Consider the following 13,875-nt stretch of genomic DNA (forward strand, 5'->3'; position numbering starts at 1 on the left):
TTTCAATCTGCTTGTACTTGCAATAAGTTTTATTTTTGGTTACAATATAAGTTGCGTTTTTATATTGTATGAAGATGTATGTATACATATGTGCAGCAATATAAAGATTTATATCAAATTAAAACGGAGCCGCAGTATGGGAATAAATGTAAAACTTCAGGTGTTTGAAGGGCCGCTTGACCTGCTTTTACATCTGATTGATAAAAATAAAGTGAATATTTATGATATTCCGATTGCAATGATAACAGAGCAGTACATGGAATATGTCAATCAGATGGACAAAGAAGACCTTAATGTTGTCAGTGAATTCCTTGTGATGGCTGCGACACTGCTTGACATAAAATCAAGAATGCTTCTTCCAAAAGAAGTTAATGAAGAAGGAGAAGAGGAAGATCCAAGAGCAGAGCTTGTTGAAAAACTTCTTGAATATAAGCTTTTTAAATATATGTCGTATGAATTAAAAGACAGGCAGATGGATGCAGAAAAGTCATTTTACAAACGTCCGACAGTTCCGAAAGAAGTTGAGGCTTACAGACCACCTGTTGATTTGAATGAGCTTATTGGTGATACGACGCTTGCAAAATTAAATGCAATTTTTCAGGATGTACTAAAACGTCAGGAAGAAAAGGTTGACCCTATAAGAAGCAAGTTTGGCAAGATTGAAAAAGAAGAAGTCAGCATGTCGGAAAAGCTTGTTCAGGTTCAGGATTTTTTAAGGACAAACAAAAAGTTTTCATTCAGGGAAATGCTTTCAAAGAATTCTTCAAAAGTTTCTGTTATAGTTACATTTCTTGTAATGCTTGAACTTATAAAGACTGGTTTTGTAGAAGTACATCAGGAGAGTACATTTGGAGACATTGATATTAATGTTGTAAAAGACCCGGAACTGATAGATGAGATAATAGTTGAAGAATAGAGGAATTGGTTTAAATGGATTTGGATAGAATAGAAGCTGTTATAGAAGCAGTGTTATTTACGATGGGCGATTCGGTTGAGGTTGAAAAACTTGCTGCTGCCATAGAGCATGATGTTGATACAACAAGAAAAATAGTACATAATATGATGGATAGATATGAGGCCGCAAACAGGGGAATAAGAATAATTGAACTTGAAAATGCATTCCAGCTTTGTACAAAGACAGAATATTATGATGAACTTATAAAAGTTGCAAGTCAGCCAAGAAAATATGTCCTTACGGATGTTTTGCTTGAAACACTTTCAATTATAGCTTATAAACAGCCAATAACGAAACTTGAGATTGAAAAAATCAGAGGCGTAAGCTGCGACCATGCCGTAAATAAGCTTGTAGAATATGGGCTTGCAAAGGAACTTGGACGTCTTGACGCTCCAGGAAGACCAATGCTTTTCGGTACTACAGAGGATTTTTTACGAAGCTTTGGTGTTCAGTCAATAGACGAACTTCCTGTAATCAGCGAAGATCTTGTTGAAAAGTTCAAGGATGAGGCACAGATGGAACTTGAAGCACAGCAGCGTGATTTGGAAAGCGGTAATTCAGATGATGATAACCAGCTTACACTGGATATATAAATTATTCTTTTAGCCATTCAGGCAGAAACGGAGGCAGTACAATGGAAAGAAAGAATGCATGGGAAAAGTATGATGAATCAGGGAAGAAAGATGTTTTTGGATTTTCTGAAAAATACAGGAAATTCATTTCTTCCTGCAAAACTGAACGCGAATGTGTAAAGGAGTCTGTAGAGCTTGCAAAGGCAGCGGGATATAAAGACCTTTATGAAGTTATAAAAAATAACGAGACACTTTCAGCAGGTGATAAAGTATATGCCGTTAATATGAATAAAGCTATAGTTCTTTTTTCAATAGGAAAAAAGCCTATGGAAGAAGGACTTAACATTCTTGGAGCACATATTGATTCACCGCGTCTTGATATAAAACAGAATCCGTTATATGAAGACAATGGTCTTGTTTTAATGGATACACATTATTACGGAGGCATTAAGAAGTACCAATGGGTAGCACTTCCACTTGCACTTCATGGTGTTGTTGCATTAAAAGACGGAACAAGTGTTGAAGTTTGTATAGGTGAAAAAGAAGATGATCCTGTGGTGGGAGTTTCAGACCTTCTTATACATCTTGCATCTGAGCAGATGACAAAAAAGGCAGATAAAGTAGTTGAGGGTGAGGATTTAAATGTCCTTGTTGGAAGCATGCCGGCAGTTAAGAAAACAGATGATTCTGACAGTGAAAACAATCAGGATGTTAAGGAAGAAAAGGAAAGAGTTAAGGCAAATATACTTTCACTTCTGAAAGAAAAATATGGAATAGAGGAAGAAGATTTTCTTTCAGCAGAGCTTTGCGTAGTTCCGGCAGGTCCGGCGAGAGATTACGGCTTTGATAAGAGCATGATAATGGGTTATGGACATGATGACAAAGTGTGTGCATATCCTTCACTTATAGCACAGCTTGAATCGGTAAAACCTGAAAAGACAAGTGTATGCATTCTTGTAGATAAAGAAGAAATAGGAAGTGTCGGTGCGACTGGCATGCATTCAAGATTTTTTGAAAATATGGTTGCAGAAGTGATGGATAGATGCGGACAGTATTCCGAACTGAAATTAAGACGTACACTCACTAATTCATGCATGCTTTCATCAGATGTAAATTCTGCATTTGACCCGAATTATGCCAATGTAAATGAAAAGAAGAACACAGCATATTTCGGAAAAGGCGTAGTATTTATGAAGTATACAGGCTCAAGAGGCAAGAGTGGTTCAAATGATGCCAGTGCAGAATATATTGGTAAATTAAGAAAAATAATGGATGATAACAATGTTTCTTTTCAGACAGCCGAACTTGGCAGGGTTGACCTTGGCGGCGGCGGAACGATAGCTTATATACTTGCTAATTACGGAATGAATGTTATTGATTCAGGTGTCGGTGTGCAGAATATGCACGCACCATACGAAGTTATAAGCAAGGTTGACCTTTATGAGGCATATAAGAGCTACAAAGCATTTTTAAAGGACGCTTAAAGTAATAATGGTGAGAGACTTTTTTCTGAAAATTGATTGGAATTGGAGATAAATATGAAGTGGAACAGATATACGATTAAGACAACAACTGAGGCAGTTGACCTCATAAGCTGCATGCTTGCAGAGCTTGGCATTGAAGGAATAGAAATTCAGGATAATGTACAGCTTACACAGGAAGAAGCAAAAACGATGTTTGTAGATTTCATTCCTGAACTTCCGCCGGATGACGGAACGGCAAAGGTTAATTTTTATATAGACGCCGATGAGGATGATAATACAATACTTGGAAAGGTTGAAGAAGGCCTTGAAGAGTTAAGAACTTTTGTAAATGTTGGTGATGCAACCGTAACAGAAAGCCAGACAGAAGATAAAGACTGGATAAACAACTGGAAACAGTACTGGCATACATTTACAATAGGAGACCTTTATATAAAGCCTACATGGGAACCTGTGACAGACGAGATGAAAGGACATCAGGTGCTTTCAATCGACCCGGGTACAGCGTTCGGAACAGGTTCACATGAGACAACAAGAATGGTAATATTACAGCTTCAGAAATATATAAAAGGTGGCGAGGAAGTCCTTGATGTAGGATGCGGAAGTGGTATTTTATCTGTTGTGGCATTAAAATACGGTGCAAATCATGCACTTGGAACAGACCTTGACCCTAATGCAATTATTGCTTCGGAAGAAAATGCACAGCAAAATGATATTGCACCGGAAAAGCTTGAAGTTATAGAGGGCAATATTATTGACGACAAGGCAGTGCAGGACAGATGCGGATATGAGTGTTATGATGTAGTATGTGCCAATATTCTTGCAGATGTGCTTGAACCTTTATCAGCAGAGATTACACAGCATATGAAGCCGGGAGCTTATTTTATAACATCAGGAATTATTGATACAAAAGAGCAGGAAGTGGCAGAGTGTTTCAAAAAGAATCCTGAGCTTGAGATAGTTGAGATAAATCACGACGGTGAGTGGGTTAATATAACAGCAAGGAAAAGAGGTATATAATGTATCATTTTTTTGCACAGCATGAAAATATCCATGATACTTATATTGATATTACAGGTGATGATGTCAATCACGTAAAAAATGTTTTAAGAATGAAAACGGGTGATGAACTTCTTATAAGCAGCGGAAGCAATGTAGACTATTATTGTCACATCAGTGAGATGACAGATGATAATATAAGAGCCGAAATAGACAGCATTGATGAAGAAGGCAGGGAATTGGGCATAAAAGTATGGCTGTTCCAGGGACTTCCAAAAGGCGATAAAATGGAGCTTATCATTCAGAAAATGACAGAGCTCGGAGTATACAGAATTGTTCCTGTTTCCATGAAACGCAGTGTTGTAAAGCTTGATAAGAAAAAAGCGGATTCGAAAGTAAAACGCTGGAATATGATTAGCGAGTCAGCTGCAAAGCAGAGTAAAAGAAGCATAATTCCGGAGATTATGCCTGTATGCACATTCAACGAGGCATTGGAAATGTCGCAGCAATTAGATGTTAAACTGCTTCCATATGAATGTGCCGATGGAATGGCAAAGACGAAAAAAATCATAGAAAACCTGAAAGGCAATGAAAGTATAGGAATATTTATTGGTCCTGAGGGCGGATATGATTTGGACGAGCTTTCAAAGGCAAAAGAAGAAGGCTGGGAAGAGATTACGCTTGGCAAGAGAATTCTTCGTACCGAAACGGCAGGAATGATGCTTATGTCAGTACTTATGTATATGAATGAAAAATAAATTAATATAATATGCGAATGAGGTGAAAAAATGGAAGCATATCTGGATAATGCTGCAACGACGAGGGCTGCCGATGAGGTTGCAAAGGTCGTAACAGATATTATGCTTAATGATTACGGCAATCCTTCATCAAAACATTCAAAAGGTTTTGATGCGGAAAAGCAGGTTAAACAGGCTGCACAGATTATAGCAAAAACACTTAAATGTGATGAAAAAGAGATTTTGTTCACATCTGGCGGAACAGAGTCAAACAATATGGCAATTATAGAAAGTGCCATTGCTAATAAAAGACGTGGAAATCATGTCATAGTTTCAAGCGTCGAACATTCTTCTGTAAAAGAACCGTTCAGATACCTTGAGGAAAATGGATTTAATGTGACATATCTTCCTGTTGATAACAGAGGGCTCGTATCTGTTGATGCTTTAAAAGAAGCACTTGACGAAGAGACAATACTTGTATCTGTAATGCTTGTAAATAACGAGATAGGAACAATTGAACCTGTTGAGAAAATTGGAAAAATAGTAAAAGATTACAATAAAGATATAATTTTCCATGTTGATGCAATACAGGCATATGGTAAAATGCGTATATATCCGAAGAAAATGAATATCGATCTCCTTTCTGTAAGTGGACATAAAATTCACGGTCCAAAGGGAACTGGATTTTTATTTATTAAAGATAAGACCAAAATAAAGCCGCTTATACTCGGAGGAGGACAGCAGCGTGCAATGCGTTCCGGCACAGAAAATGTTCCCGGAATAGCTGGACTTGGAAAGGCAGCAGAACTTATTTATACAAAAGATTTTGATGAAAAAGTCGATAAAATGTATGAATTAAGAGATTATTTTGTGTCAGAACTTGAAAAGCTTGATGGTGTGCATATAAATGGAATGAGAGGACGTGAAAGTGCACCGCATGTTGTCAGTGCGGGATTTGAAGGTGTACGTGCAGAAGTTCTTTTGCATGCACTGGAAGATAAAAATATATATGTATCATCAGGTTCGGCATGTTCATCAAACAAGCCGGGACTCAGTTCGACACTTGTCGCAATAGGAACAAAAAAAGAACTGCTTGATTCAACAATAAGATTCAGCTTCTGTTTTGAGACGACAAAAGAACAGCTTGATTATACTCTGGAGGCATTAAAAGAACTGCTTCCTGTGTTAAGAAAATATAAAAGAATGTAAATGGAGAGAAAAATGTACAAAGCTTTTTTGATTAAATATGGTGAGATAGGTGTTAAGGGAAAAAACAGATACCTTTTTGAAGATGCACTTGTGCGTCAGATAAGATATGCACTAAAAGAAGTAGATGGAGAATTTAACGTAACGAAGGAGAACGGAAGAATTTATGCAACAGCAGTTTCAGATTTTGATTATGATGAAGCGGTTGCAGCTTTAAAGAGAGTTTTTGGTATTATCGGAATCTGTCCGGTTGTCCAGATTGAAGATAACGGATTTGATGACCTTGCAAAACATGTTGTTGAATATTTTGATGCAACATATCCAGACAAAAATATTACATTTAAGGTAAATGCGAGAAGAGCACGCAAGAATTATCCTATGGATTCAATGGAGATAAATATGGAACTCGGCGGAAGACTTCTTGATGCATTTCCTGAGCTTAAAGTAGATGTTCACAAGCCTGAAGTTCTTTTACAGGTGGAGATAAGAAATAAAATAAATATTTATTCTGTCGAGATTCCGGGACCGGGAGGCATGCCTATCGGAACAGCCGGAAAGGCAATGCTTCTTTTATCGGGTGGTATCGACAGTCCTGTTGCAGGCTATATGATTGCAAAAAGAGGTGTCCAGATTGAAGCAACATATTTCCATGCACCTCCATATACAAGCGACAGGGCAAAGCAGAAAGTAGTTGACCTTGCTAAGCTTGTGTCAAGATATTCAGGTCCTATGGTACTTAATGTAGTTAATTTTACAGATATCCAGCTTGCAATTTATGAAAAGTGTCCGCACGATGAACTTACAATTATAATGAGAAGATATATGATGAGGATTGCAGAGGAACTTGGAAAGAAGAGCGGCTGCCTCGGACTTATTACAGGTGAGAGTATCGGTCAGGTTGCAAGCCAGACAATGCAGAGCCTTTACTGTACAAACGAAGTGTGTGAGATGCCTGTATTCCGTCCGGTTATCGGTTTTGATAAGCAGGAAATTATCGATTTATCTGAAAAAATCGGAACATATGAGACTTCAATCCAGCCATTTGAGGACTGCTGTACAATATTTGTAGCAAAGCATCCGGTTACAAAGCCAAATCTTAATATCATTAAAAATGATGAGAAACATCTCGATGACTGCATAGAAGAAATGTTAAAGACAGCAATTGATACAGTTGAAAGAATTGAAATTAAATAATATTAATAATAATATAAGAAAAGCGGCAGAGATTTTTCTCTGCCGCATATGTAACTAAAAATAATAATATACAGATTATTTGAAATTATACCATGTATGGTGCAAGAACTGCCAGTATAGTATCAATATCTGTATCAGCATGGATATTTAAGTCGATTGGTTTGGATAAATCAAGACTAAAGATACCCATGATAGACTTTGCATCAATTACATATCTTCCTGATACAAGGTCGAAGTCGACATCAAATTTTGTAATATCATTGACAAAAGATTTTACCTTGTCTATTGAGTTTAACGAAATTTTAACAGTTTTCATAATGCCCTCCTGAAATACATATTGTGATTGTGATAATTTATATCAGAATCACGTCTCTTTATTAAATATTATAAAGATTAAAAAAAACATGTCAACATAAATTATGTCGATAAGTAAGAAAAATTGGGAAAAAGATTATTTTAGTGTGTACGGACACAGAAATGGAGAAAGATGAACCGAACGGTTGCAATACACAGCCTTGGCTGTAAAGTTAATTCATATGAAGCAGAATCAATGGAACAGCTTTTAAAGCAGGCCGGATATACGATAGTGCCATTTGATGAGAATATAACGGCAGATATTTATATAATAAATACATGTTCTGTCACTAATATAGCTGACAGAAAATCAAGACAGATGCTTCATAAATCAAAAAAAATTAATCCTGATGCGATAGTTGTTGCAGCAGGATGTTATGTCAATGCAGATACAAAGAAAGCCGCTGAGGACAATGCTGTAGATATAGTCCTTGGTAACAACTGCAAAATTAATATAGTAGAAGCACTTGAAAATTATTATAAAGACAAGAATAATTCCGAGATGGTTGTTGATTTTAAAGAAAAGCAGGAATATGAGGAATTAAAGCTTGATGAAGTAAGTACACATACGAGAGCTTATATAAAGATACAGGACGGATGTAACCAGTTCTGCTCATATTGCATAATTCCTTATACAAGAGGAAGAATAAGAAGCCGTGATATAGATGAAATTGAAGAAGAAGTGACTAAACTTGTGTCAAAAGGATTCAAGGAAGTTGTTCTTACAGGAATCCACCTTACATCATATGGTGTTGACAATAACAAAGGCTCACTTCTTGAAGTAATAATGCGGCTTGATAAAATAGAGGGATTGCAAAGAATAAGGCTTGGTTCACTTGAGCCACGCGTTATAACAGAAGAATTTGCAAAAACATTATCATCAAGCAAAAAAATATGTCCGCATTTTCATCTGTCGCTTCAGAGCGGCTGTGATACAGTTTTAAAACGTATGAACAGAAAATATACTACACAGGAATATTATGATAAATGCTGTATTTTAAGAAAGTATTTTAACAATCCGGCAATTACAACAGATGTTATAGTTGGATTTCCGCAGGAAACAGAAGAAGAATTTGAAGCAACGAAGGTATTTCTTGAGAAGGTGCATTTTTATGAAATGCATATATTCAAATATTCAAGAAGAAAAGGTACAGTTGCAGACCGCATGGAAGGTCAGGTTGATGAAAAGGTAAAGACACAGCGTAGTGCAATTTTACTTGAACTTGAAAACAAAATGTCAAAAGAATACAGGCAGCAGCATATAGGTAAGACGGAAGAAGTGCTGATAGAAGAAATCGTATCAGAAAACGGCAAAGACTATTTCATGGGATTTACACCTGATTATATACGTGTAAAAATTGCGTGTGATACGGCTTTGGATAATTCGGAATACATTAATACAATTAAGAAAGTTTACATGAAAGAACTTAGCGATGACGGCATCGTTGTGACAGGAATATTTGAATGTTAAAACTCATGTAAAAAATATTTTACACAAAGAGGCAGAACCCTTTAAAACGGGGCATATGCCTCTTTTTTTATATTTAAACAGATTTTACATAACATTTACAGCTATTTAAGGAAAATATGATAGTAGATTTCACATGATTTTTTGTATATTAACATCGTTGAAAGAAACAAACTCAAAAAGAAAGACGAGGAAGCAATGATGAGAAAACAGAGTTTAAAAAAAGCAGCAGCACTTGCGATTAGCGTAATGTGCATGGCAGGAGTATTTACAGGATGTGGAAACAACAAGTCAAATACTTCATCAGGAGATAATGCAAATACAGATGCAAAACTTACAGGAAGCATTACAGCAGCAGGTTCATCTGCATTAAAGCCACTTGTGGATGATGCAGCAGATTTATTTAATGAAAAACATCCTGATGTAAATATTACAATTGATGCCGGTGGTTCTGGTGAAGGACTTAAACAGGTTGCCGAGGGTACAGTTAATATCGGTAATTCAGATGTAGAAGCAGCAGAAAAGCTTGACGCTTCAAAGGCATCACAGCTTGTAGACCACAAGGTATGTGTTGTTACAATGGCACCTATCGTAAATAAAGATGTAACAGCAGGTGGTGTTAAGAACCTTACAAAGCAGCAGCTTACAGATATTTTCACAGGTAAGATTACAAACTGGAAAGAAGTCGGTGGTGCTGACGAATCAATAGTTCTTATAACACGTCCTGAGTCTTCAGGTACAAGAGCAACATTTAAGAAATATGCACTTGGTGGGGCAACAGAGGCTTCAAACAAGTCAATGGAAACAGATGATTCAGGTGTACTTCTTCAGAATGTTAAGACAACAAAGGGTGCAATCGGTTATGTAGCATTATCATATCTTACAAAGGATGCAAGCGTAGATACAGTATCACTTGATGGCGTAGCACCTACACTTGAAAATACATACAGCGGTAAATATCCTGTATGGACATATGAACATATGTATACAAAGGGAACACCAAATGAGACAACACAGAAGTTCCTTGATTACATAATGTCAGATGAATATGGCAAGAAAATGGAATCACTTGGATATGGTGTTTCATCAAAGATGCAGGTAAAAGAACACTAATTGTAAAATCCTTTAAACCCTCAAAAACATAAAAGTTATCGCGGCAGTCACAAGATTATAGTACAGACATGGAAATCGGCCTGTTGCTCGCGGAATATAATGCGGGCAGTAACTGCCCGCAAATTTTGGTAGTTAAATACGATTTTTGTGGAAGTGGAGAAAATTTATGAACAGTAAAAAAGGTATGTTTGCCAAAGAATACTTATGGCGTACAATCGTAACATTATGCGGATTATCCGTTATTGTCCTCACACTGGTAATAGGCGGATTCCTTGTATACAAAGGCTCAGGCACATTTTTTAAATTTCATCATACGATAGGAGAATTCTTATTTTCCCCTGATTGGGCACCTATAGATAATATGGAGGGCGGCGGAAGTGTAGGTACGCTTATATTTATTGTGGGCTCTCTTAGTACATGCGGACTCGCACTTCTTATTGCGACGCCGTTTGCTTTAGGCTCAGCCATATTTATGACAGAAATAGCACCTTCATTTGGTGAAAAATTCTATCGTCCTGTCATTCAGATTTTTGCCGGAATTCCGTCGGTTGTATACGGATGGGCTGGTCTTACTGTGCTTGTTCCTGCAATAAGAAATGTATTTCACAGACAGGTTGGACATTCGATTCTAGCTGCCGGACTTGTGCTGGCGATAATGATATTTCCTACGATAACAAGCGTTTCGGCTGATGCAATTCGTTCAGTTCCGAAAGATTACAGAATGGGTGCATATGGAATGGGTTCAACACGCTGGCAGACAATATATAAAATAGTCCTTCCGGCTTCAGCTTCGGGAATTTTTTCAGCAATTATTCTTGGACTTGCAAGGGCGTTTGGTGAGGCACTTGCTGTTGCTATGGTAATAGGACAGACAACAGCACTTCCTACAAGTATATTTTCTACGACAAAATCACTTACAACAGAAATTACTGCACAGATGGGTAATGCCATGGAGGGCGGTGAAACAAAGACAGCACTCTGGACACTTGCTCTGCTTCTGTTTTTGATTTCACTTCTGTTTATCTTCCTGATACATTATTTTTCGCGTAAAAAGCCGGAAACATCAGGTAAACATACAAAAAAAGCTGTAAAGGGAGGTATGTAAAATGAATAGAATAAAACGTGCAAAAACGGCTGATAGATTTATGACAATAATATTTTATTGCATAGCAGTATTCTTTTTCATGTTTCTTGCAGCCTTTGCGGGATATGTAATAATCAAGGGCTTTGCCGGTGCAGATGTATCAATGTTTAAATTTTCGAGACGCGGAAGCATAGGAAATCAGTTATTTAATACAATTTATCTCGTTTTTTTATCATTGCTTATAACAGTTCCTATTGGTACGTTTGCAGGAATCTATCTTGCAAAATATGCCAAGGGTGGAATAATAACAAAATTTATAAGAATATGTATTGAAACACTTTCATCTCTTCCGTCAATTGTAGTCGGACTTTTTGGTTATCTTATATTTCTTGTAATAATGGGAATGAATAAGAGTCTTATGGCTGGTGCTTTATCAGTTTCAATTCTCACACTGCCGCTTATTACAACAACAACGGAGGACGCGGTAAAAGGTCTTCCAAAGGGGTATTTTGAGGCGAGCATGGGACTTGGCTCAACACGCTGGCAGGCAATATTTCATGTACTTCTGCCTGCATGTCTGCCACGAATAATGACAGGTATAATTCTTGCAGCCGGACGAGGCTTTGGCGAAGCAGCCGTACTTTTGTATACAACTGGTTCGGGAACAAACATAAGATGGTCTAACTGGGATATTGCATCTTCTACATGTCCGCTTAATCCGTTTCGTTCTGCTGAGACACTTTCGTTGCAGATATGGGATTTACAGGTCAATGGACAGGATCAGGCACTTGCAAATCTTGCATCTGCAGTTCTTCTTATTCTGGTGCTTGCATTCAGTATTGGTGCAAATGTACTTAGCAACAGAATTAATAAGAAAAATTCAGGTGAAAAGGCCTGAAAAAATAGTTTACAAAATATGCCACAAAAACAGTAAAGAGGTAAAAGTATATGGGAAAACCGGTTAAAAACGAAGAAAATTATAAGTTTGAGATAAATAATCTTAATTTGCATTATGGAGATTTTCATGCACTAAAGAATATCAACATGAATATAGAAAAAAATCAGATTACTGCATTTATCGGTCCTTCAGGCTGCGGAAAATCGACATTTTTAAAGACATTAAACAGAATGAATGACCTTGTTGACGGTGTAAAAATAGATGGAAACGTATATCTTGACGGAAAAGATATATTTGCCGATATGGATGCAATAAATTTAAGACATCGTGTCGGAATGGTATTTCAGCAGCCAAATCCTTTTCCAAAGAGCATATATGACAATATTGCCTATGGTCCGAGACTTTTTGGCGTAAAGAAAAAATCTGAACTTGATATCATAGTTGAAAAGTCTCTTAAACAGGCTGCAATATGGGACGAGGTAAAGGACAGACTGAAAAAATCAGCTCTTGGTCTTTCGGGAGGACAGCAGCAGAGACTCTGTATTGCGAGAACGCTTGCTGTAGAACCGGAAGTAATTCTTATGGATGAACCGACGTCAGCACTTGATCCGATTTCAACATCAAGAATAGAAGACCTTGCTGTGGAACTTAAAAATAATTATACAATAATTATGGTCACACATAACATGCAGCAGGCTGCACGAATTTCAGATAACACAGCATTTTTCCTTCTTGGAGAAATGATTGAGTACGGAAAAACAGAACAGTTATTCTCTATGCCTGCCAATAAGAAGACAGAAGACTATATAACAGGTAGATTTGGTTGATAATAAAAATTGGGAAAAGGAGAAAATTATGAGAGATAAATTCCAGAAAGAACTCGAAGAGCTTAATGAAGAAATTATTGAAATGGGTAAAATGATTGTATATGATATACAAAATGCTGTAAAAGCATTAGTTACACAGGATATAAATCTGGCAAAAGAAGCAATTCAATATGACTCATCAATAGACAGACAGGAAAGAAACATCGAACATCTTTGCCTGAAGCTTCTTCTTGAGCAGCAGCCGGTGGCAGGAGATTTAAGAATCATATCATCGGCTTTAAAAATGATAACAGACATGGAAAGAATAGGTGACCATGCAGCTGATATATCGGAACTTACAATACTTATGGCAAAAGAATCATATATAAAGCATCTTGAACATATACAGCTTATGGCTGAAATATCAATGACTATGCTTTCAGAAAGTCTTGACGCATATGTCGAAAAAGACTTAAAAAAAGCGGAAGCGGTAATAAAACGTGATGATGAGGTTGATGATTTATTTGACAAAGTAAAGAATGAACTTATAAATATTATCCATGAAAATGTAAATGATGGCGAACAGGCAGCCAATCTTCTTATGGCAGCCAAATATATGGAAAGAATCGGCGATCATGCAACAAACATATCTGAGTGGGTAATATTTTCAATAACAGGAAAACACGAAGAAGAGCAGTAAGAGTGTAAGTGGTAAACGGTAAATAATAAATAGTAAATAACAAACAGTAAAAGTGCTGACATATGTAAGAAACAATAGATTCTGAATGTGGCGGCACTTTTTAATATGTTGTTGGAAACCGTTAAAAGCAGTAAATATAAGGCTTTGAACTGTTATAAAATATAAAAATGAAATAAATGTAGAAAAAAATCAAAAAAAGTTAAAAAAAATCAAAAAAAGGTGTTGACATATATAACCTCAGGTGATATTATAATCAAGTCGCCGCGAGCGACACACAAAACAAATGACTTACAGGCCAGCAGACATGC

Annotated in this window: 14 protein-coding genes; 13 read left to right on the plus strand and 1 reads right to left on the minus strand. The window is 36.8% G+C overall.

Features of this window, described 5'->3' with window-relative positions; all coding sequences use genetic code 11:
- Positions 1 to 136 precede the first annotated feature (136 nt).
- The 7 genes from H8S01_RS10020 to thiI are packed head-to-tail and all read left to right on the plus strand — an operon-like array spanning position 137 to position 7,144.
- Positions 137 to 916: a segregation and condensation protein A gene (locus H8S01_RS10020; protein WP_021866559.1), complete on the plus strand. Its 780-nt coding sequence runs from the start codon at positions 137 to 139 to the stop codon at positions 914 to 916.
- 14 nt (positions 917 to 930) lie between these two features.
- Positions 931 to 1,548 (plus strand): SMC-Scp complex subunit ScpB, encoded by a 618-nt coding sequence (scpB, locus tag H8S01_RS10025; RefSeq protein ID WP_021866558.1) that lies wholly within the window; start codon positions 931 to 933, stop codon positions 1,546 to 1,548.
- Positions 1,549 to 1,589: 41 nt separating this feature from the next.
- On the plus strand, positions 1,590 to 3,011 hold the full coding sequence (locus H8S01_RS10030) for an aminopeptidase (protein WP_186837086.1): 1,422 nt from the start codon (positions 1,590 to 1,592) through the stop codon (positions 3,009 to 3,011).
- 54 nt (positions 3,012 to 3,065) lie between these two features.
- Positions 3,066 to 4,028, plus strand: coding sequence for a 50S ribosomal protein L11 methyltransferase (gene prmA, locus H8S01_RS10035; protein WP_021866556.1), 963 nt, complete (start codon positions 3,066 to 3,068; stop codon positions 4,026 to 4,028).
- Positions 4,028 to 4,765 carry a 16S rRNA (uracil(1498)-N(3))-methyltransferase gene (locus H8S01_RS10040; protein ID WP_186837087.1) on the plus strand — a complete coding sequence of 246 codons (738 nt, stop codon included), beginning with the start codon at positions 4,028 to 4,030 and terminating at the stop codon, positions 4,763 to 4,765. The genes prmA and H8S01_RS10040 overlap by 1 nt, the downstream gene beginning before the upstream one ends.
- A gap of 30 nt (positions 4,766 to 4,795) precedes the next feature.
- A complete protein-coding gene (locus H8S01_RS10045) occupies positions 4,796 to 5,953 on the plus strand; it encodes a cysteine desulfurase family protein (RefSeq protein ID WP_021866554.1) in 1,158 nt (385 codons plus the stop codon).
- Between the two features lie 12 nt (positions 5,954 to 5,965).
- Positions 5,966 to 7,144, plus strand: coding sequence for a tRNA uracil 4-sulfurtransferase ThiI (gene thiI / locus H8S01_RS10050; RefSeq protein ID WP_021866553.1), 1,179 nt, complete (start codon positions 5,966 to 5,968; stop codon positions 7,142 to 7,144).
- Between the two features lie 85 nt (positions 7,145 to 7,229).
- Here the strand turns inward: thiI and H8S01_RS10055 are convergent, their stop codons facing one another.
- Entirely contained in the window at positions 7,230 to 7,460 is a 231-nt protein-coding gene (locus tag H8S01_RS10055) for a hypothetical protein (RefSeq protein ID WP_021866552.1), read from the minus strand.
- A gap of 171 nt (positions 7,461 to 7,631) precedes the next feature.
- On the opposite strand from H8S01_RS10055, the gene mtaB reads away from it, so the two are divergent.
- The 6 genes from mtaB to phoU all read left to right on the plus strand — a co-directional run bounded on the left by mtaB (position 7,632) and on the right by phoU (position 13,567).
- Positions 7,632 to 8,969, plus strand: a complete 1,338-nt coding sequence (gene mtaB / locus H8S01_RS10060; protein WP_186837088.1) for a tRNA (N(6)-L-threonylcarbamoyladenosine(37)-C(2))-methylthiotransferase MtaB — start codon at positions 7,632 to 7,634, stop codon at positions 8,967 to 8,969.
- 198 nt (positions 8,970 to 9,167) lie between these two features.
- The gene (locus H8S01_RS10065) at positions 9,168 to 10,079 is read left to right on the plus strand and encodes a phosphate ABC transporter substrate-binding protein (protein WP_207723048.1); all 912 of its coding nucleotides are present in this window, start codon (positions 9,168 to 9,170) and stop codon (positions 10,077 to 10,079) included.
- 166 nt (positions 10,080 to 10,245) lie between these two features.
- A complete protein-coding gene (gene pstC / locus H8S01_RS10070; RefSeq protein WP_021866549.1) occupies positions 10,246 to 11,184 on the plus strand; it encodes a phosphate ABC transporter permease subunit PstC in 939 nt (312 codons plus the stop codon).
- 1 nt (position 11,185) lies between these two features.
- Positions 11,186 to 12,061, plus strand: a complete 876-nt coding sequence (pstA, locus tag H8S01_RS10075; protein ID WP_186837090.1) for a phosphate ABC transporter permease PstA — start codon at positions 11,186 to 11,188, stop codon at positions 12,059 to 12,061.
- Positions 12,062 to 12,111: 50 nt separating this feature from the next.
- Positions 12,112 to 12,888 carry a phosphate ABC transporter ATP-binding protein PstB gene (gene pstB, locus H8S01_RS10080; protein ID WP_021866547.1) on the plus strand — a complete coding sequence of 259 codons (777 nt, stop codon included), beginning with the start codon at positions 12,112 to 12,114 and terminating at the stop codon, positions 12,886 to 12,888.
- 28 nt (positions 12,889 to 12,916) lie between these two features.
- Positions 12,917 to 13,567, plus strand: a complete 651-nt coding sequence (gene phoU / locus H8S01_RS10085) for a phosphate signaling complex protein PhoU (RefSeq protein WP_021866546.1) — start codon at positions 12,917 to 12,919, stop codon at positions 13,565 to 13,567.
- Positions 13,568 to 13,875 lie beyond the last annotated feature (308 nt).

Origin of the sequence: Lachnospira hominis (ex Liu et al. 2021) (assembly GCF_014287955.1) — a bacterium.
Taxonomy (GTDB): Bacteria; Bacillota; Clostridia; order Lachnospirales; family Lachnospiraceae; genus Lachnospira; species Lachnospira hominis.

What these genes read in the sequence shown, in the direction of transcription:
- H8S01_RS10020 (WP_021866559.1), top strand. Translation starts at nt 137, where the DNA reads ATGGGAATAAATGTAAAACTTCAGGTGTTTGAAGGGCCGCTTGACCTG.
- mtaB (WP_186837088.1), top strand. Translation starts at nt 7,632, where the DNA reads ATGAACCGAACGGTTGCAATACACAGCCTTGGCTGTAAAGTTAATTCA.
- phoU (WP_021866546.1), top strand. Translation starts at nt 12,917, where the DNA reads ATGAGAGATAAATTCCAGAAAGAACTCGAAGAGCTTAATGAAGAAATT.
- H8S01_RS10040 (WP_186837087.1), top strand. Translation starts at nt 4,028, where the DNA reads ATGTATCATTTTTTTGCACAGCATGAAAATATCCATGATACTTATATT.
- H8S01_RS10045 (WP_021866554.1), top strand. Translation starts at nt 4,796, where the DNA reads ATGGAAGCATATCTGGATAATGCTGCAACGACGAGGGCTGCCGATGAG.
- pstC (WP_021866549.1), top strand. Translation starts at nt 10,246, where the DNA reads ATGAACAGTAAAAAAGGTATGTTTGCCAAAGAATACTTATGGCGTACA.
- H8S01_RS10055 (WP_021866552.1), bottom strand. Translation starts at nt 7,460, where the DNA reads ATGAAAACTGTTAAAATTTCGTTAAACTCAATAGACAAGGTAAAATCT.
- H8S01_RS10065 (WP_207723048.1), top strand. Translation starts at nt 9,168, where the DNA reads ATGAGAAAACAGAGTTTAAAAAAAGCAGCAGCACTTGCGATTAGCGTA.
- prmA (WP_021866556.1), top strand. Translation starts at nt 3,066, where the DNA reads ATGAAGTGGAACAGATATACGATTAAGACAACAACTGAGGCAGTTGAC.
- H8S01_RS10030 (WP_186837086.1), top strand. Translation starts at nt 1,590, where the DNA reads ATGGAAAGAAAGAATGCATGGGAAAAGTATGATGAATCAGGGAAGAAA.
- thiI (WP_021866553.1), top strand. Translation starts at nt 5,966, where the DNA reads ATGTACAAAGCTTTTTTGATTAAATATGGTGAGATAGGTGTTAAGGGA.
- pstA (WP_186837090.1), top strand. Translation starts at nt 11,186, where the DNA reads ATGAATAGAATAAAACGTGCAAAAACGGCTGATAGATTTATGACAATA.
- scpB (WP_021866558.1), top strand. Translation starts at nt 931, where the DNA reads ATGGATTTGGATAGAATAGAAGCTGTTATAGAAGCAGTGTTATTTACG.
- pstB (WP_021866547.1), top strand. Translation starts at nt 12,112, where the DNA reads ATGGGAAAACCGGTTAAAAACGAAGAAAATTATAAGTTTGAGATAAAT.